18 protein-coding genes are annotated in these 17,427 nt (G+C 61.9%); 16 read left to right on the top strand and 2 right to left on the bottom strand.

The window, feature by feature from the left end; translation table 11 throughout:
• The first annotated feature begins 36 nt into the window (after positions 1-36).
• From SGN16_RS03080 to SGN16_RS03010, 15 genes are all read left to right on the top strand, one after another.
• Positions 37-825, top strand: a complete 789-nt coding sequence (locus tag SGN16_RS03080; RefSeq protein ID WP_335943854.1) for an ABC transporter ATP-binding protein — start codon at positions 37-39, stop codon at positions 823-825.
• Complete coding sequence (locus tag SGN16_RS03075; RefSeq protein ID WP_335943853.1) at positions 822-1,769, top strand: ABC transporter substrate-binding protein; 948 nt, start codon at positions 822-824, stop codon at positions 1,767-1,769. Before SGN16_RS03080 ends, SGN16_RS03075 begins: the two co-directional genes overlap by 4 nt.
• Positions 1,766-2,776 (top strand): iron ABC transporter permease, encoded by a 1,011-nt coding sequence (locus SGN16_RS03070; RefSeq protein WP_210642643.1) that lies wholly within the window; start codon positions 1,766-1,768, stop codon positions 2,774-2,776. The genes SGN16_RS03075 and SGN16_RS03070 overlap by 4 nt, the downstream gene beginning before the upstream one ends.
• A 324-nt stretch (positions 2,777-3,100) precedes the next feature.
• On the top strand, positions 3,101-4,366 hold the full coding sequence (gene urtA, locus SGN16_RS03065) for an urea ABC transporter substrate-binding protein (protein WP_025211599.1): 1,266 nt from the start codon (positions 3,101-3,103) through the stop codon (positions 4,364-4,366).
• 160 nt (positions 4,367-4,526) lie between these two features.
• Complete coding sequence (gene urtB / locus SGN16_RS03060; RefSeq protein ID WP_335943852.1) at positions 4,527-6,029, top strand: urea ABC transporter permease subunit UrtB; 1,503 nt, start codon at positions 4,527-4,529, stop codon at positions 6,027-6,029.
• On the top strand, positions 6,029-7,108 hold the full coding sequence (gene urtC / locus SGN16_RS03055; protein WP_335943851.1) for an urea ABC transporter permease subunit UrtC: 1,080 nt from the start codon (positions 6,029-6,031) through the stop codon (positions 7,106-7,108). The genes urtB and urtC overlap by 1 nt, the downstream gene beginning before the upstream one ends.
• Entirely contained in the window at positions 7,105-7,965 is an 861-nt protein-coding gene (gene urtD, locus SGN16_RS03050) for an urea ABC transporter ATP-binding protein UrtD (RefSeq protein ID WP_135843475.1), read from the top strand. The genes urtC and urtD overlap by 4 nt, the downstream gene beginning before the upstream one ends.
• Positions 7,966-8,096: 131 nt before the next feature.
• Positions 8,097-8,795, top strand: a complete 699-nt coding sequence (gene urtE, locus SGN16_RS03045; RefSeq protein ID WP_335943850.1) for an urea ABC transporter ATP-binding subunit UrtE — start codon at positions 8,097-8,099, stop codon at positions 8,793-8,795.
• Positions 8,796-8,825: 30 nt separating this feature from the next.
• Positions 8,826-9,677: an urease accessory protein UreD gene (locus SGN16_RS03040; protein ID WP_210642638.1), complete on the top strand. Its 852-nt coding sequence runs from the start codon at positions 8,826-8,828 to the stop codon at positions 9,675-9,677.
• A gap of 151 nt (positions 9,678-9,828) precedes the next feature.
• Positions 9,829-10,131 carry an urease subunit gamma gene (gene ureA / locus SGN16_RS03035; RefSeq protein ID WP_047227360.1) on the top strand — a complete coding sequence of 101 codons (303 nt, stop codon included), beginning with the start codon at positions 9,829-9,831 and terminating at the stop codon, positions 10,129-10,131.
• A 9-nt stretch (positions 10,132-10,140) separates the two neighbouring features.
• A complete protein-coding gene (locus SGN16_RS03030; RefSeq protein WP_335943849.1) occupies positions 10,141-10,674 on the top strand; it encodes an N-acetyltransferase family protein in 534 nt (177 codons plus the stop codon).
• Positions 10,675-10,679: 5 nt separating this feature from the next.
• Positions 10,680-11,213: a GNAT family N-acetyltransferase gene (locus SGN16_RS03025; RefSeq protein WP_210642636.1), complete on the top strand. Its 534-nt coding sequence runs from the start codon at positions 10,680-10,682 to the stop codon at positions 11,211-11,213.
• Positions 11,210-11,515 carry an urease subunit beta gene (locus tag SGN16_RS03020; protein ID WP_014336352.1) on the top strand — a complete coding sequence of 102 codons (306 nt, stop codon included), beginning with the start codon at positions 11,210-11,212 and terminating at the stop codon, positions 11,513-11,515. Before SGN16_RS03025 ends, SGN16_RS03020 begins: the two co-directional genes overlap by 4 nt.
• 141 nt (positions 11,516-11,656) lie before the next feature.
• On the top strand, positions 11,657-13,357 hold the full coding sequence (gene ureC / locus SGN16_RS03015) for an urease subunit alpha (protein WP_134922658.1): 1,701 nt from the start codon (positions 11,657-11,659) through the stop codon (positions 13,355-13,357).
• A 126-nt stretch (positions 13,358-13,483) separates the two neighbouring features.
• Positions 13,484-14,371: an RHS repeat-associated core domain-containing protein gene (locus tag SGN16_RS03010; protein WP_335943848.1), complete on the top strand. Its 888-nt coding sequence runs from the start codon at positions 13,484-13,486 to the stop codon at positions 14,369-14,371.
• A 72-nt stretch (positions 14,372-14,443) separates the two neighbouring features.
• Here the strand turns inward: SGN16_RS03010 and SGN16_RS03005 are convergent, their stop codons facing one another.
• Complete coding sequence (locus SGN16_RS03005; protein ID WP_335943847.1) at positions 14,444-14,746, bottom strand: chaperone modulator CbpM; 303 nt, start codon at positions 14,744-14,746, stop codon at positions 14,444-14,446.
• A gap of 55 nt (positions 14,747-14,801) precedes the next feature.
• Entirely contained in the window at positions 14,802-15,740 is a 939-nt protein-coding gene (locus SGN16_RS03000; protein WP_335943846.1) for a DnaJ C-terminal domain-containing protein, read from the bottom strand.
• Positions 15,741-16,037: 297 nt separating this feature from the next.
• Between SGN16_RS03000 and SGN16_RS02995 the strand changes: the two genes are divergently transcribed.
• On the top strand, positions 16,038-17,312 hold the full coding sequence (locus SGN16_RS02995; RefSeq protein ID WP_210642633.1) for an Hsp70 family protein: 1,275 nt from the start codon (positions 16,038-16,040) through the stop codon (positions 17,310-17,312).
• Positions 17,313-17,427: the final 115 nt, after the last annotated feature.

Below are 17,427 nucleotides of genomic sequence, written 5' to 3'. Positions count from 1 at the left end.
AGGGTTGCGCGCGCCACCCATGATTTGAGTAGATCCATGACCTCGCTAACCCTCTCCCAGCTCGCCTGGACGCCCCTGGGCCATGGCCACTGCCATCACCAGTTCCAGCTGCGTGACGTGACGCTGCAGGTGGCGGCCGGGGAGTTCGTCGGGTTGATCGGGCCCAACGGCAGCGGCAAGACCAGCCTGCTGCGCTGCGCCTACCGTTTCAGCCGACCGGAACGGGGGGAGGTCAAGTTCGAGCATCACAACGTCTGGAAACAGTCCTCGCGCTGGTGCGCCCAACGCATCGCCGTGGTGCTGCAAGAGTTCCCCGACGCCTTCGGCCTGACGGTAGAGGAAGTGGTCGCCATGGGCCGCACACCCCACAAAGGCCTGTTCGATGGCGACAACCTCGAGGACCGCCGCCTGGTCCTCCAGGCACTGCAATCGGCCGGGCTTGAAGGCTTCGGTGACCACGAGTTCGCCACACTTTCGGGCGGTGAAAAGCAACGGGTGATCCTCGCCCGGGCCCTGGCCCAGCAGCCGCAGTTGCTGATCCTCGACGAACCGACCAATCACCTCGACCCCCACTATCAACTGCAATTGCTGCAACTGATCAAAGGGCTGGGCATCGGCACCCTCGCCAGCCTCCACGACCTGAACCTGGCCGCCGCCTTCTGTGACCGCCTGTACGTGATCGACCACGGCCATATCGTCGCCAGCGGCGCCCCGGCAGAAGTCCTGACCGCCGCGCTGCTACGCGAAGTGTTCGGCATCGACGCCCTGGTGGACGAACATCCCCTGGCCGGCTACCCACGAATCACCTGGATAACCCAACCATGACCCTGCGTTCCCTGCTGTCGCTTGCCCTGCTGCTGGGCAGTACTCACGCTCTGGCCGAGGCCACCCGCTACCCGTTGACGGTCCAGAGCTGCAACCGCCAGGTGGTGTTCAACGAAGCCCCGCGCCATGCCGTCAGCCACGACATCAACATGACCCAGATGATGCTCGCCCTGGGCCTCAAGCCGCGTATGGTCGGCTACAGCGGCATCAGTGGCTGGAAGTCGGTGACGCCCGAGATGGCGAAGATTCTCGATGGCCTGCCGGAACTGGCGGCCAAGTACCCGTCGGTGGAAACCCTGCTCAGTGCCAACGTCGATTTCTTTTTCGCCGGGTGGGACTACGGCATGCGGGTGGGCGGCGACCTGACGCCTCAGACCCTGCAACCGCTGGGCATCAACGTGTACGAGCTGACCGAGTCCTGCGCGTTCGTGATGAAACGTCCGGCGGCCTCGCTGGAAGACACCTACAACGACCTGCGCAACCTCGGCAGGATTTTCGACGTCCAGGATCGCGCCAACGCACTGATCGCCACGATGCAGGCCCAGGTGGCCGAAGTGCGCAAACACCTGCCAACCGACCAGCCCCGGGTGTTCCTGTATGACAGCGGCGAAGATCGCGCCATGACTTCCGGCCGCCTCGGCATGCCCCAGGCCCTGATCGACGCAGCGGGCGGGCGCAACATTCTGGATGACGTGGAGACCAGTTGGACCCGGGTGAACTGGGAGAACGTGGTCGAGCGCAACCCGCAGGTGATCGTGATCGTCGACTACGGCGAAGTCAGCGCCGAGCAGAAGCAGCAATTCCTGCTGGACAACCCGGCCCTGCAATCGGTGGAGGCGATCAAGCAGCGACGCTTCATCGTGATCCCTTACGTGCAGGCCACGCCGGGCATCGATAACGTGCTGGCGGTGCAAACCCTGGCGCAGGGTTTCCACGGCCAATGAACGGTCGTCGCTATGGCGCCCTGCTGGCATTCCTCGGCGCGCTGATGCTGGTGTCGTGTGTGGTGTCCCTGGGCTTCGGTCCGGCGCGGGTGCCGGTGGCGGTGGTCTGGGACATTTTGCTGAACAAGGCTTTCGGTGTAGGTGACGTCCATTGGACGCCGGGCCAGGAACACATCGTCTGGCTGATCCGCGTACCACGCTTGCTGCTCGGTGCCCTGGTGGGCTCCGGGTTGGCGTTGATCGGTGCGGTGCTGCAAGCGGTCACGCGTAACCCGCTGGCCGATCCGCACTTGCTGGGCGTGACGTCCGGCGCGACCTTGGGCGCGGTCATCGTGGTGCTGCATGTCGGCGAGATCGTCGGCCTGCTGACCCTGCCACTGGCGGCGTTTATCGGTGCATTGCTGAGCATGCTGCTGGTGCTGGCCATCGCCAGCCGTCAGGGTCGCCTGGAAAGTGATCGGCTGCTGCTCTGCGGCGTGGCGGTGTCGTTCGTGATGATGGCGGCGGCCAATCTGCTGTTGTTCCTGGGTGATCATCGCGCCAGTTCCGCGGTGATGTTCTGGATGCTCGGTGGCCTGGGCCTGGCGCGCTGGGAGCTGCTGGCGGTGCCGGCCGCCAGTGTGTTGCTGGGGCTGGTATTGCTGCTGGGCATGGCCCGCCCGCTGAATGCTCTGATGGCCGGCGAACAGACCGCCGTGACCTTGGGCTTGAACGCGGCGAAGGTGCGCTTGTGGATCTTCTTGATCGCGTCGTTGATGACCGGCGTGCTGGTGTCCATCAGCGGCTCGATTGGTTTTGTCGGGCTGATGGTGCCGCACATTGCCCGGCGGCTGGTGGGTGCCGAGCATCGGCGGCTGTTGCCGGCCTGCGTGCTGCTGGGCAGCCTGTTCCTGGTGTGGGTGGACGTGGCGGCGCGGACGCTGATCGCGCCGGAAGACTTGCCCATTGGGGTCGCCACCGCCGCTATCGGCGGGCTGTTCTTCATCGGCCTGATGCGCCGCCGCTGAGCTCTACCTGACGTGCAAAACAACCTGTGGGAGCGAGCTTGCTCGCGATGGCGGTAGATCAGTCAGATTAGAAGTGACTGACACACTGCTATCGCGAGCCAGCTCGCTCCCACAGGGGACTTGCAACTCTCTCGCCCCAATGTGGCGCATCCCTTCGCACCAACGCCCGCAACGCGATCGCTTATGGTGCATCGCCCGTTTCCCTGCGCCACACCCATCCCGCATTTCCAAGCCTTTTGCCAACCGGGCACACCCCTTGCAAAAGCGCCTTCAGCGTTTGCATCTGCCCTCGAAAAAAACTCAAAAGACCACGGAGATCGCACAATGAAGCGTCGTAGCTTGATCAAGGCTTTTACACTCTCGGCAAGCATTGCCGCGATGGGCATGGCCTGGACCGTCCAGGCTGCCGAGACCATCAAGGTTGGCATCTTGCATTCGCTGTCCGGGACCATGGCGATCTCCGAAACGTCCCTCAAGGACATGGCGCTGATGACCATCGATGAGATCAACGCCAAGGGTGGTGTGAACGGCAAGAAGCTCGAAGCGGTGGTCGTGGACCCGGCGTCGAACTGGCCGCTGTTCGCGGAAAAGGGCCGTCAGTTGCTGACCCAGGACAAAGTCGCGGTGGTGTTCGGCTGCTGGACGTCGGTGTCGCGTAAATCCGTGTTGCCGGTGTTCGAAGAACTCAACGGCCTGCTGTTCTACCCGGTGCAATACGAAGGCGAAGAGATGTCGCCAAACGTGTTCTACACCGGCGCAGCGCCGAACCAGCAGGCGATTCCTGCGGTGGAATACCTGATGAGCGAGGAAGGCGGCAGTGCCAAGCGCTACTTCCTGCTGGGCACCGACTACGTCTACCCGCGCACCACCAACAAGATCCTGCGTTCGTTCCTGCACTCCAAAGGTGTGGCGGACAAAGACATCGAAGAGGTCTACACCCCGTTCGGCCACAGCGATTACCAGACCATCGTGGCCAACATCAAAAAATTCTCGGCTGGCGGCAAGACCGCAGTCATTTCCACAGTCAACGGCGACTCCAACGTGCCCTTCTATAAGGAACTGGCGAACCAGGGCCTGAAGGCCACCGACGTACCGGTCGTGGCCTTCTCGGTGGGCGAAGAAGAACTGCGCGGCATCGACACCAAACCGCTGGTAGGCAACCTGGCGGCGTGGAACTACTTCGAGTCCGTGGATAACCCGGCGAACAAGAAATTCGTTGATTCCTGGAAGGCCTATGCCAAGGCCAAGAACCTGCCAGGCGCCGACAAGGCCGTGACCAACGACCCGATGGAAGCCACTTATGTCGGTATCCATATGTGGGCGCAAGCGGTGGAAAAAGCCAAGTCCACCGACGTCGACAAAGTCCGCGAAGCCCTGGCCGGCCAGACCTTCGCCGCACCGTCGGGCTACACCCTGACCATGGACAAGACCAACCACCACCTGCACAAGCCGGTGATGATCGGCGAAATCCAGGCCGACGGTCAGTTCAACGTGGTCTGGCAGACCGAAGGCCCGATCCGCGCCCAACCGTGGAGCCCCTTCATCGCCGGCAACGACAAGAAACCTGACTATGCGGTGAAGAGCAACTGAGCCCATGGGTGTCGGTCCGAGCATGACGCTCTGACCGACACAAACCCCTGTGGGAACGAGCTTGCTCGCGATAGCGGCCCCATGTTCAACACTGATGTGACTGACCCACCGCCATCGCGAGCAAGCTCGCTCCCACATTGTCCGCGCAAGGCGACTCTCTATGCCCACCGCCCTTTACCGCCTCATCCTCGCCCTGGTGCTGCTGTTGCCACTGGAGGCCCACGCCGGTGACGCCGAAGACTTCGTCGCCGCCAACCCGACCCAGCAGGCCAAGCTCCTGGAAACCTGGGCCGCGCAGCCCGAGCCGGAGCGTGTCGAACTGATCAATGCCTTGCAGCAAGGCCAGTTGACCGTCGACGGCCAGCCCAAGATCCTGCGCCTGAACAACCGCTTGCGCGGGCTTATCGAAACCGCCCTGGCCAGCCATCAATTACTTGCCGTCGATGCCCGCGTACGCCTGGCTGCCGCGCAGCAATTGCAAAAAAGTGCCCGCCCGGCCCAACTGGCCTTTCTCGATCGGCAACTGGCCGGCGAGCAGGACGAAGACGTGCACGCCGCCCTGAGCCTGGCCCTGGCGAACCTGCAACTGGTGGACGCTAACCCCACCGTGCGCCTGGCTGCTGTGCGATTGCTGGGGGAAACCGGCGACCCACTGGCCCGTACCCGCCTCGAAGGCCTGCTCGAACCCGGCGTCGAAACCGATGCCAACGTACGCACCGCCGCTGAAACCAGCCTCAGCCAGGTCAAGCGCAAACTGCTGGTGGGCGAGTTGTTGGGCCAGGCCTTCAGCGGCATGTCCCTGGGCTCGATCCTGCTGCTCGCCGCCCTCGGCCTGGCAATCACCTTCGGCTTGCTGGGGGTGATCAATATGGCTCATGGCGAGATGCTCATGTTGGGGGCCTATTCCACCTACGTGGTGCAGATGCTGTTCCAGCGCTTCGCCCCGAATGCCATCGAGTTCTACCCGCTGATCGCCCTGCCGGTGGCGTTTTTCATCACCGCCGCCATCGGCATGGCTCTGGAGCGCACGGTGATTCGCCACCTCTACGGACGTCCGTTGGAAACCCTGCTCGCCACCTGGGGCATCAGCCTGATGCTGATCCAACTGGTGCGCCTGGTGTTCGGTGCGCAGAACGTCGAAGTCGCCAACCCGGCCTGGCTGTCGGGCGGGATCCAGGTGTTGCCGAATCTGGTGTTGCCGTACAACCGCATCGTGATCATTGCCTTCGCGCTGTTCGTGGTGGTGCTGACCTGGCTGCTGCTGAACAAGACCCGCCTGGGCCTGAACGTGCGCGCCGTCACCCAGAACCGCAACATGGCCGCCTGCTGCGGCGTGCCCACCGGTCGCGTGGACATGCTCGCCTTCGGCCTCGGCTCGGGTATCGCCGGGCTCGGTGGCGTGGCCCTGAGCCAGATCGGCAATGTCGGCCCGGACCTGGGCCAGAGCTACATCATCGACTCGTTTCTGGTGGTGGTGCTCGGTGGCGTCGGCCAGTTGGCCGGTAGCGTGTTCGCCGCGTTCGGCCTGGGCATTGCCAACAAGATTCTCGAACCACAGATCGGCGCCGTACTCGGCAAGATCCTGATCCTGGCGTTGATCATTCTGTTCATCCAGAAGCGTCCGCAAGGTCTCTTCGCGCTCAAAGGACGGGTAATCGACTGATGAACCAGCCCCTGATGCTCACGGCCACGCAAAAGGCCGGCCCCAAAGTCACTCTCGCCGTCGGTGTGCTGATCCTGGCCGTGCTGCTGAGCCTGCCACTGTTGTCGCTGTTGGCGGCGGACAACCCGCTGCATGTTTCGGCATATACCCTGACCCTGGTGGGCAAGATTCTCTGCTACGCCATCGTCGCCCTGGCCCTGGACCTGGTCTGGGGTTATGCCGGCTTGCTCTCCCTCGGTCATGGCCTGTTCTTCGCCCTGGGCGGCTACGCCATGGGTATGTACCTGATGCGCCAGGCCGCCGGTGATGGCTTGCCGGCGTTCATGACCTTCTTGTCGTGGACCGAGTTGCCCTGGTACTGGGCCGGTACCAACAGTTTCCTCTGGGCAATGTGCCTGGTGGTGCTGGCGCCGGGCATGTTGGCGTTGGTGTTCGGTTTCTTCGCCTTCCGCTCGCGGATCAAGGGCGTGTATTTCTCGATCATGACCCAGGCCCTGACCTTCGCCGGGATGCTGCTGTTTTTCCGCAACGAAACCGGATTTGGCGGCAACAACGGCTTCACCAACTTCCGCTCGATCCTGGGCTTTGGCATCACCGAGCCGGGCACCCGGGCGGTGCTGTTCCTGGCAACGGTACTGCTCTTGGTGGCGAGCCTGTTCATCGGCTGGCGCCTGGCCCGCAGTAAATTCGGTCGAGTGTTGACCGCCCTGCGCGACGCGGAAAACCGCCTGATGTTCTGCGGCTACGATCCCCGTGGCTTCAAGCTGTTCGTCTGGGTGTTGAGCGCGGTGTTGTGCGGCCTGGCCGGGGCGTTGTACGTACCGCAGGTGGGCATCATCAACCCCAGCGAAATGTCACCGACCAACTCCATCGAAGCTGCCGTGTGGGTCGCCCTCGGCGGGCGCGGAACGCTGATCGGACCACTGCTGGGCGCCGGTGTAGTCAACGGCATGAAGAGCTGGTTCACCGTGGCGTTTCCCGAGTATTGGCTGTTCTTCCTTGGCGCGCTGTTCATCGTCGTGACGCTGTATCTGCCTAAAGGCGTGATCGGCTTGCTGAAGAAGAGAGGCGAACAATGAGAATCACACCGACGGCCGATTTCATGCTCGAACCCATCCTCGAACCCAACAAAGACCAGGGCAGCAGCCGCGACGCCATCGGCCTCGGCCAGGCGGCCGGCGTTGGCCTGAACACCCGTCACGGCACGATCCTGACCCTGGAAGACATCAGCGTCAGCTTCGACGGCTTCAAGGCCCTGAACGATCTGAACCTGTACATCGGCGTCGGCGAATTGCGCTGCATCATCGGCCCCAACGGTGCGGGCAAGACCACACTGATGGACGTGATCACCGGCAAGACCCGGCCCAGCCATGGCAAGGCCTGGTTCGGCGAAACCCTGGACCTGACCAGCATGAGCGAGGTGCAAATCGCCCAGGCCGGCATCGGTCGCAAGTTCCAGAAACCCACGGTATTCGAAGCCTTGAGCGTGTTCGAAAACCTGGAACTGGCGCTCAAGACCGACAAATCGGTATGGGCCAGCCTGCGGGCCAAACTCACCGGCGAACAACACACGCGCATCAGCGAAGTGCTGGAGACCATTCGCCTCACGTCGTCGGTCAATCGCGCCGCCGGGTTGCTGTCCCATGGGCAGAAGCAGTTCCTGGAGATCGGCATGCTGCTGGTGCAGGACCCACAACTGTTGCTGCTCGACGAACCGGTGGCAGGCATGACCGACGCCGAAACCGAGTTCACCGCCGAGCTGTTCAAATCCCTGGCGGGCAAGCACTCGCTGATGGTGGTGGAACACGACATGGGTTTCGTCGGCGCGATTGCCGACCACGTCACCGTGCTGCATCAGGGCAGTGTGCTGGCTGAAGGCTCGCTGGAACAGGTGCAGGACAATGAGCGGGTGATCGAGGTGTATCTCGGTCGGTAGCCCGGCAAACACTGCTCTCTGTGGGAGCGAGCTTGCTCGCGATGGCGGCGACACATTCAACAAATAAGCAAGCTGACCCACCGCTATCGCGAGCAAGCTCGCTCCCACAAGGGGTTCGAGGAGATCTGAAGATGCTGCAAGTCGACAAGCTGCACCAGTACTACGGCGGTAGCCACATCCTGCGCGGCCTGTCGTTCGACGTGAAGGTCGGCGAGGTGACGTGCCTGTTGGGACGTAACGGCGTGGGCAAGACCACCTTGCTCAAATGCCTGATGGGCCTGTTGCCGGCCAAGGAAGGCGCAGTGAGTTGGGAAGGCAAGGCCATCACCACCTTCAAGCCCCATCAGCGCGTGCATGCCGGCATCGCCTACGTGCCCCAGGGCCGGGAAATTTTCGGGCGGCTGACGGTGGAAGAAAACCTGCTGATGGGCCTGTCGCGGTTTCCTGGCTCTGAGGCCAAGGAGGTGCCGGCGTTTATCTACGAACTGTTCCCAGTGCTGCTGCAAATGAAACAGCGCCGTGGTGGCGACCTGTCCGGCGGCCAGCAACAACAGCTCGCCATTGGCCGGGCCCTGGCCAGCCGTCCACGCCTGCTGATCCTCGATGAGCCCACCGAAGGCATCCAACCGTCGGTGATCAAGGAGATCGGCGTGGTCATCAAGAAACTGGCGGCACGGGGCGACATGGCGATTTTGCTGGTGGAACAATTCTACGACTTCGCCGCCGAGCTGGCCGATCAATACCTGGTGATGTCCCGGGGCGAGATCGTGCAGCAGGGGCGCGGAGAAAATATGGAAGCCGAGGGTGTGCGCGGGCTGGTTACGATCTAGTCTGTAGCGTCCTGACGATAATCAGAAATCATGAATCTACCTGTTTCTTTAATGGCGCCTTCAGCCCTCTTCACCCCCAGCTGGCATGCCGAGCTGGAACTGGGTTACGCCCGCTTTGGCGACTGCACACGCCCGGTCCAACGTCGCCATAAAGGCCCGCTGCGGGTGCAGAAGCACCTGTACGCCGAAGGCCCCGAGGTGTGCCAGCACATCATCGTCCACCCGCCTGGCGGGATTGCCGGGGGTGACCGCTTGGACATCTCGGCCCACGTCGGCCCCGGCGCCTGGGCGCAGCTGACCAGCCCCGGCGCGGCCAAGTGGTATCGCGCCGCCGGCCCGGCGTACCAGCAACTTAGCCTCAGCGTGGCCGCCGGTGCGACCCTGGAGTGGCTGCCCCAGGAAACCATCGTCTTCAGCGCGGCCCAGGCGCAACTCAGTACGAGCATCGACCTGCAGGGCGATGGGCGGCTGTTCTACTGGGACATGGTTGCCCTGGGCCGACCGGCCAGCGGCGAGCGGTTCGACCTGGGGCATTTCCAGTCGCGCCTGGACATCCGCCGCGACGGCCAGTTGCTGTGGCATGAGCGCCAGCGCATTGTGGGTGGTGATGGCTTGCTCGACTCGCCCATCGGCCTGGGCGGCGATCCGGTGTTTGCCACGCTGCTGGTGACCGGCGAAATCGACAGTGCGCTGCTGGAGCAGTGCCGATCCCTGGGCCATGACGTGCGCGGCGACCTGACCCAATTGCCCGGCCTGGTTGTGGCCCGGTGCCTGGCGAGCGAGGCGTTGCTGGCGCGGGGTTGGTTGATTGAATTGTGGCGGCTTTTGCGCCCGGCGTTGCTCGGTCGGGAGGCGGTCCCTCCCAGAATCTGGAGTACATGAATTTGCTTTTCTGTGGGAGCGAGCTTGCTCGCGATAGCGGAGTGTCAGTCGCCATTCATGTTGAATGTTCTACCCCTATCGCGAGCAAGCTCGCTCCCACAGTGGAATGTGTTTGCCGCGAAGAATTTTTATCTGCCCTTATGGATTGCACATGGACCTGACCCCACGCGAAAAAGACAAGCTGCTGATTTTCACCGCAGGCCTCGTCGCCGAACGGCGGTTGGCCCGTGGCTTGAAGCTCAACTACCCGGAGGCCATGGCCTATATTTCCGCAGCGTTGCTCGAAGGTGCCCGTGACGGCCAGACGGTGGCTGAGCTGATGCATTACGGCACCACGCTGCTGACCCGCGAGCAAGTGATGGAAGGCATCCCGGAAATGATTCCGGAGATCCAGGTCGAGGCGACGTTTCCCGATGGCACCAAACTGGTCACCGTCCACCAGCCCATCGCCTGAGGCCATGCCATGACTTACCTCGTACGCGACGCCCAAGCCCCCGACCTGGCGGCGATCCGCGATATCTACAACGACGCAGTGCTCAATACCACGGCGATCTGGAATGAACAGCCCGTCGACCTGGGCAATCGCCAAGCGTGGTTCAGCGCCCGGCAAGCCCAGGGTTATCCGGTGCTGGTCATCGTCGATACCGAGGAGACCGTACTCGGCTACGCTTCATTCGGCGACTGGCGGCCGTTCGACGGCTTCCGGCACACCGTGGAACACTCGGTGTACGTGCGCAGCGACCAGCGTGGCCATGGTCTTGGCCCGCGGTTGATGACAGCGTTGATCGAACGCGCCAAGGCCTGCGACAAACACGTCATGGTGGCCGCCATCGAAAGCGGTAATGCCGCCTCGATCCGCCTGCACGAGCGAGCCGGCTTCGTCACCACCGGGCAGATGCCGCAGGTGGGTACCAAGTTCGGCCGCTGGCTTGACCTGACTTTCATGCAGTTGGTCCTCAATCCCGGGGCGCAACCGCCCGTCTTCGACAAGGAGTGATGCCTATGAACCCCGCCCAGTTGCGTCGAGTCCACGCTGAGAGCTTTGCGCATTATCGCCAGGGCCTGATCGATCTGTTGCTCGACGCCGTCGGCTATGGCGCCAGCGTGGGGTTCATGGCTGATCTCAATGCTGCGCAAGCGCGCGCCTATTTCGACGAGGTCCAGGCCAGTCTTGACCAGGGCAACCTGCTGCTGTGGGTGGTGGTCAAGGATGAGCAAGTGCAGGCCAGCGTCCAGCTTGCCCTGTGCCAGAAGCCCAACGGCCTCAACCGCGCCGAAGTGCAGAAATTACTGGTGCGCGGCGAGGCCCGCCGCCGTGGCCTGGGCCAGCAATTGATGAGTGCCCTGGAACTCGGCGCACGCCAGCACAAGCGCGGCCTGCTGTACCTCGACACCCAGGCTGGCTCCGAGGCCGAGGCCTTCTACCGCGCCATGGGCTACACCCGCGTCGGTGAACTGCCCGACTACTGCCAGAGCCCGGACGGCACCTACACCCCGACCGCCATTTACTACAAGATTTTGGGACAACCGCAATGATTCCAGGCCAATACCAGGTCCAGCCCGGCGACATCGAACTCAACGTCGGCCGCCGCACCCTGACGCTGAACGTCGCCAACAGTGGTGACCGGCCGATCCAGGTCGGCTCGCACTATCACTTTTTCGAAACCAACGACGCCCTGACCTTCGACCGTGCCGCCAGTCGTGGCATGCGCCTGAACATCCCGGCCGGCACCGCCGTGCGCTTCGAACCGGGCCAGAGCCGCGAAGTGGAACTGGTGGACCTGGCCGGGCATCGCCGGGTGTTCGGGTTTGCCGGGCGCGTCATGGGCGACCTGTAAGTCATAGGGTGCCAGCACCGGCCCCATCGCGAGCAGGCTCGCTCCCACAGGGGAATGCGATCAACTGTGGGAGCGAGCCTGCTCGCGATGAGTGAGCGCAGCGAACGGTTTCAACATTCAATTGAATCTCAAGGCAAGCACATGAAAATCTCCCGCCAAGCCTACGCCGACATGTTCGGCCCCACCGTTGGTGACAAGGTCCGCCTGGCCGACACCGAGCTGTGGATCGAAGTAGAGAAAGACTTCACCACCTACGGCGAAGAAGTGAAATTCGGCGGTGGCAAGGTGATTCGCGACGGTATGGGCCAGAGCCAACTGCTGGCCGCCGAGGTCGTCGATACCTTGATCACCAACGCGCTGATCATCGACCACTGGGGCATCGTCAAGGCCGATGTCGGCCTCAAGGACGGGCGCATTGCAGCCATCGGCAAGGCCGGTAACCCGGACATCCAGCCCGACGTGACCATCGCCATCGGTGCCAGTACCGAAGTGATCGCCGGCGAAGGCATGATCCTCACGGCGGGCGGCATCGACACCCACATCCACTTCATCTGCCCACAGCAGATCGAAGAAGCATTGATGAGCGGCGTCACCACCATGATCGGCGGCGGCACCGGCCCGGCCACCGGGACCAACGCCACCACTTGCACTTCCGGGCCGTGGCACCTGGCGCGCATGCTCCAGGCCGCCGATGCCTTCCCCATGAACATCGGCTTCACCGGCAAGGGCAACGCCAGCCTGCCGGAGCCGTTGATCGAACAGGTCAAGGCCGGCGCCATCGGCCTGAAGCTGCACGAAGACTGGGGCACCACGCCGGCGGCCATCGACAACTGCCTGAGCGTGGCCGACCAGTACGACGTGCAGGTGGCAATCCACACCGACACCCTCAACGAATCCGGTTTCGTTGAAACCACCCTCGCCGCGTTCAAAGGCCGGACCATCCACACCTACCACACCGAAGGCGCCGGTGGCGGCCACGCGCCGGACATCATCAAGGCCTGCGGCTTCGCCAACGTGTTGCCCAGTTCCACCAACCCGACCCGACCGTTCACCCGCAATACCATCGACGAACACCTGGACATGCTGATGGTCTGTCATCACCTGGACCCGAGCATCGCCGAAGACGTGGCCTTCGCCGAGAGCCGCATTCGTCGCGAAACCATCGCCGCCGAAGACATTCTCCACGACCTCGGCGCGTTCTCGATGATCAGCTCCGACAGCCAGGCCATGGGCCGCGTCGGCGAAGTCATCACGCGCACCTGGCAGACCGCCGACAAGATGAAGAAGCAACGCGGTGCCCTGCCCGGCGATGGCGAAGGCAACGACAACTTCCGCATCAAGCGCTACATCGCCAAGTACACCATCAACCCGGCGATCACCCACGGCATCAGCCATGAAGTGGGCTCCATCGAAGTGGGCAAGTGGGCCGACCTGGTGCTGTGGCGCCCGGCGTTCTTTGGCGTCAAGCCGACGCTTATCCTCAAGGGCGGGGCCATCGCCGCCAGCCTGATGGGCGACGCCAACGCCTCGATCCCGACACCGCAGCCAGTGCACTACCGACCGATGTTCGCCAGCTACGGCGGCTCAAGACACGCCACCAGCCTGACCTTCATCAGCCAGGCCGCCGCCGAGGCCGGGTTGCCGCAACAGCTTGGGCTGAAAAAGAGAATCGCCGTGGTCAAGGGCTGCCGCGATGTGCAGAAGACCGACCTGATCCACAACGATTACCTGCCGAGCATCGACGTTGATCCGCAGACGTATCAGGTCAAGGCCGACGGGGTGTTGCTGTGGTGCGAACCAGCTGACGTGCTGCCGATGGCGCAACGCTATTTTCTGTTTTGAATCGGTGTTCGCAAAGGAAATGGCTGCCATGCCGAAAGCGGCAGCCACTAACAGTTCTGCTAGTTACCAGGGTTACACAATAAGGGTAAAACGGAAGACGTTGATTAACGACAAGGGAGGCCCGCCATGACCCGCTCTCGCTCTGACGATGATGAACATTCGCGCCAATCCCAAACCATTCTGCTGGCCGCGGATGACAAACACTCCATCCTCGCTGAAGTTTCGGAGAGTCAGACCTGTTCTATCGCATATTCCGCTTACGGACACCAATCCACGCAACAGGTAATTGCGACGAGGCTAGGCTTTAATGGTGAACTGCAGGAGGCGCGGCTTGGTTGGTATTTTTTGGGCAAGGGCTATCGCGTTTACAACCCGGTGTTAATGCGCTTTCATAGCCCGGACAGTTGGAGTCCATTTGGGAAGGGTGGGTTGAATGCATATATGTATTGCATGGGAGATCCGGTGAACTCTTCGGATCCGACGGGGCATATTGGGTTCTTAAAAAAGCTCTTAACTCCGTTTAGACCCTTAACCAATGCATCTAGTACATCTAGCTTAGCCCCCCTCGTCCCCGAGGTTGATCGACAGGGTGTAATCAATCCTCACTTCATTGACACCGCGCCTATACCAAGGTACGAAAATATACCGACAATCACCGGGCAAACTCGTACAACCGTAACCATTAAAAAAACTAATGTTCCTCGACTTCACAGTGAAGTCCCTCCGCCGATTCCACCAAAACAAAAGCTTCTCCCTCGCTTTAATGACTCGGGTGGGCAGGCAGGTATCATCAGTCCTAATTGGAAACCAGGCGAGCCTCCGCGTTACCGTATCATCTTGAAGAGGAGACCCTTTCAATCTACTCCCGCTCCTCTTCCCCCTACAAGAGTGATAGGAAAGAATTCTATACGTCAGTATTCTGTGAGCTATGACAAGTTAGGCAACCCCAAACAGTCCAGTCTTGACTTGACCCTTTTGCCTCTAGCAAACGAAACTATCAGGAACACAAATTAACTATCAATTCATCCATGATGGCGGCGCAATGGTCGCCATCGCAGGTACGCTTGGATCGATGTACCAGAACACCTACTCCAGTACAAACCGTCCCAGCCGCTGTTTGAGCATTTTATTTTCCGCCCGCAATTGCTGCACCTCTTCCAACAGATCCAGCGCCAGGGCGACGCCTTCCCATTCCAGTTCCAGCTCGCGGCGCAGCTTGGCCGCACGGCGGGCCAGGACCAGTTCGTAATCGGTGAAACGCCAATCGGTCGGCGCCGCGCCGTGGGGTTCGAGGATGCCATGGGCGACGATTTCGATCACATGGATATCTTGCAAGGCGGCGGCCTCGCAAAACTCCATCAGGTTCAGTTCAATGATCGGGTTGTTCATGGTCTGCTTCTCCCAATGCTTTAACTGTGTAGGAGCTGTCCAAAGACCGCTGTCCTCAGAAATTCTCCCGCGGATCGAACGCCGCTTTCTTTGCCAGCTCTGCCCACAACGCCTTGACCGCCTCGTCGCTGGCCTTGGGCATCACGGCCTTGAGCTGTACGAACAGGTAGCCGCGCTCGCCGGCCTTGTTGCGCAGGCCGTGGCCCTTGGCGCGCATGCGCTGGCCATTCTGGCTGCCGGCCGGGACCTTGAGGTTGATCTTACCGGTAAGGGTCGGCACTGCCACCTCGGTGCCCAGTGCCAACTCCCACGGTGCCAGGGGCAAGGTGATGATCAGGTCCTGGCCTTCGACATCGAACTTGGGGTGCGGCGCGAAACGAATGGTCAAATACAGATCGCCATTGGCACCGCCACCGATACCCGGCGCGCCCTGGCCCTTGAGGCGGATGCGTTCACCGTCGGTCACACCCAGCGGGATCTTCACGTTCAGGCTTTTGCTGGTGTTGCTCACGTGCTGGCCGGCCGCGTTGTACTGCGGCACCTGGAAGCTGACTTTTTTCGACTCGCTCGACAGGGTTTCTTCCAGGAAGATCGGTAATTCCATTTCCACGTCTTGCCCTCGACGGCCGGCGCTGCGACCTGACTGTCCGCCACCGAAGCCCGGCCCGCGATTACCGAAAATCGAACTGAAGAAGTCCGAGAAATCCCCGGTGTCCTGGCCACCAAAACCACCACGGCTCTGCCAGCCAGGCGGGCCCTGGAACGGCTGGCCGTGCTGACCGTAGCGGCGCAGCTCGTCGTACTCGGCGCGCTTGTCGGCGCTTTTCAGCGCTTCATAGGCTTCGGAGACATCCTTGAACTTGGTCTCGGCGTCCTTTTCTTTACTCACATCCGGGTGGTATTTGCGCGCCAGTTTGCGATAGGCAGCCTTGATCGTGGCGTCATCAGCCGTCGGCTCCACACCCAGAATCTTGTAATAGTCTTTGAAGTCCATCGAAGGATCACCATCCGTTATCGATATCGCACCGCCACCCGCAGCATGCTCGTGATACAAGTCCTGGGGTTTGACCGATCTCAAGGTTTGTGACCGGGCGGCGCTTCAGAAGTTTATCGGCAGCCTGCGGCGGTTCTTGTACTCGCCCTGTGGCTGCCAGGCCCATGCCAGCAAGTTTGGGGGTAAAGGGGAGTCTTTCAAGGCCAGAGTTTGCGAATTAGCGGATAACTGGCCTTCGAATCCGCGCCGCACTGACATACACTGCGCGGCCGTTTTTTCAACTGGAACCCGAAACACATGAAAAACGCATCCCCGGCCCGTGCCTGCGGCATCGACTTCGGCACGTCCAACTCCACTGTCGGCTGGCTGCGCCCCGGCATGGAAACGTTGATCGCGCTGGAGGACGACAAGATCACCCTGCCTTCGGTGGTTTTTTTCAATCTCGAGGAACGCCGCCCGGTGTATGGCCGCCTGGCCCTGCACGAATACCTCGAAGGCTACGAAGGCCGGCTGATGCGCTCGCTCAAGAGCCTGCTGGGTTCCAAGCTGATCAAGCACGACACCAGCGTGTTGGGCACGGCCATGCCGTTCAAGGATTTGCTGGGGCTGTTCATCGGCCAACTGAAGAAACGCGCCGAGGCCACCGCCGGTCGGGAATTCGAAGAAGTGGTACTGGGGCGCCCGGTGTTTTTCGTCGACGACGATGAACTGGCCGACCAGGAGGCGGAAAACACTTTGGTGGACGTCGCCCGCGCCATCGGTTTCAAGGAAGTGTCGTTCCAGTACGAACCCATCGCGGCGGCCTTCGACTATGAATCGACCATCGAGAAAGAAGAGCTGGTGCTGATCGTCGACATCGGCGGTGGTACCTCGGACTTCTCCCTGGTGCGCCTGTCCCCCGAGCGTCGTACCCACGACAACCGTCACGCCGACATCCTCGCCACCGGTGGCGTGCACATCGGCGGTACAGACTTTGACAAACAACTCTCGCTGGCCGGCCTGATGCCGTTGTTCGGCTACGGCAGCCGCATGAAGAGTGGCGCCTACATGCCCACCAGCCACCACATGAACCTGGCGACCTGGCACACCATCAACGCGGTGTATTCGCAGAAATCCACCCTGGCCCTGGGCAGCATGCGCTACGACATCGAGGACACCGGCGGCATCGACCGGCTGTTCAAATTGATCGAACAGCGCGCCGGGCACTGGCTGGCGATGGAAGTGGAAGAAACCAAGATCCAGCTGACCCACAGCGACCAGCGCCATTTGCTCCTGGACCGGATCGAGCCGGGCCTGAGCGTGGACCTGAGCCGGGCGCTGTTTGAATCGGCCATCGACGGCTTGCTGGAGCGGGTGCGCGGCAGCGTCACGCAACTGCTCAATGATGCCAACGTGCGCGTCGACCAAGTGGATACGGTGTTTTTTACCGGCGGCTCCAGCGGCATCCCAGCCCTGCGCAACAGCGTCTCGGCGATGCTGCCCCAAGCCCGGCATGTGGAAGGCAACATCTTCGGCAGCATCGGCAGCGGGCTGGCGATCGAGGCGATGAAGCGCTACGGCACTCAGGTCTGACCTGACACCGAGACGCCTGCTTCGCGAGCAAGCTCGCCCCCACGGTGACCGAGTTCCTTCAGAGGGAATGCGGTTGACTGTGGGAGCGAGCTTGCTTGCGATGGCGCCAGATCAG

The sequence above is a fragment of the Pseudomonas sp. G166 genome (genome assembly GCF_037027455.2).
Taxonomy (GTDB): Bacteria; Pseudomonadota; Gammaproteobacteria; order Pseudomonadales; family Pseudomonadaceae; genus Aquipseudomonas.
Note: the sequence above shows the minus strand (reverse complement) of the source record. Positions and strands in the feature narration are given on the sequence as shown.

Bases quoted from the DNA above. Each gene is read 5' to 3' on its own strand.
- SGN16_RS03080 (WP_335943854.1), top strand. From the start codon at position 37: ATGACCTCGCTAACCCTCTCCCAGCTCGCCTGGACGCCCCTGGGCCAT.
- SGN16_RS03075 (WP_335943853.1), top strand. From the start codon at position 822: ATGACCCTGCGTTCCCTGCTGTCGCTTGCCCTGCTGCTGGGCAGTACT.
- ureA (WP_047227360.1), top strand. From the start codon at position 9,829: ATGGACCTGACCCCACGCGAAAAAGACAAGCTGCTGATTTTCACCGCA.
- urtA (WP_025211599.1), top strand. From the start codon at position 3,101: ATGAAGCGTCGTAGCTTGATCAAGGCTTTTACACTCTCGGCAAGCATT.
- urtE (WP_335943850.1), top strand. From the start codon at position 8,097: ATGCTGCAAGTCGACAAGCTGCACCAGTACTACGGCGGTAGCCACATC.
- SGN16_RS03030 (WP_335943849.1), top strand. From the start codon at position 10,141: ATGACTTACCTCGTACGCGACGCCCAAGCCCCCGACCTGGCGGCGATC.
- urtC (WP_335943851.1), top strand. From the start codon at position 6,029: ATGAACCAGCCCCTGATGCTCACGGCCACGCAAAAGGCCGGCCCCAAA.
- SGN16_RS03025 (WP_210642636.1), top strand. From the start codon at position 10,680: ATGAACCCCGCCCAGTTGCGTCGAGTCCACGCTGAGAGCTTTGCGCAT.
- SGN16_RS03070 (WP_210642643.1), top strand. From the start codon at position 1,766: ATGAACGGTCGTCGCTATGGCGCCCTGCTGGCATTCCTCGGCGCGCTG.
- SGN16_RS02995 (WP_210642633.1), top strand. From the start codon at position 16,038: ATGAAAAACGCATCCCCGGCCCGTGCCTGCGGCATCGACTTCGGCACG.
- SGN16_RS03020 (WP_014336352.1), top strand. From the start codon at position 11,210: ATGATTCCAGGCCAATACCAGGTCCAGCCCGGCGACATCGAACTCAAC.
- urtB (WP_335943852.1), top strand. From the start codon at position 4,527: ATGCCCACCGCCCTTTACCGCCTCATCCTCGCCCTGGTGCTGCTGTTG.
- ureC (WP_134922658.1), top strand. From the start codon at position 11,657: ATGAAAATCTCCCGCCAAGCCTACGCCGACATGTTCGGCCCCACCGTT.
- SGN16_RS03005 (WP_335943847.1), bottom strand. From the start codon at position 14,746: ATGAACAACCCGATCATTGAACTGAACCTGATGGAGTTTTGCGAGGCC.
- SGN16_RS03040 (WP_210642638.1), top strand. From the start codon at position 8,826: ATGAATCTACCTGTTTCTTTAATGGCGCCTTCAGCCCTCTTCACCCCC.
- SGN16_RS03000 (WP_335943846.1), bottom strand. From the start codon at position 15,740: ATGGACTTCAAAGACTATTACAAGATTCTGGGTGTGGAGCCGACGGCT.
- SGN16_RS03010 (WP_335943848.1), top strand. From the start codon at position 13,484: ATGACCCGCTCTCGCTCTGACGATGATGAACATTCGCGCCAATCCCAA.
- urtD (WP_135843475.1), top strand. From the start codon at position 7,105: ATGAGAATCACACCGACGGCCGATTTCATGCTCGAACCCATCCTCGAA.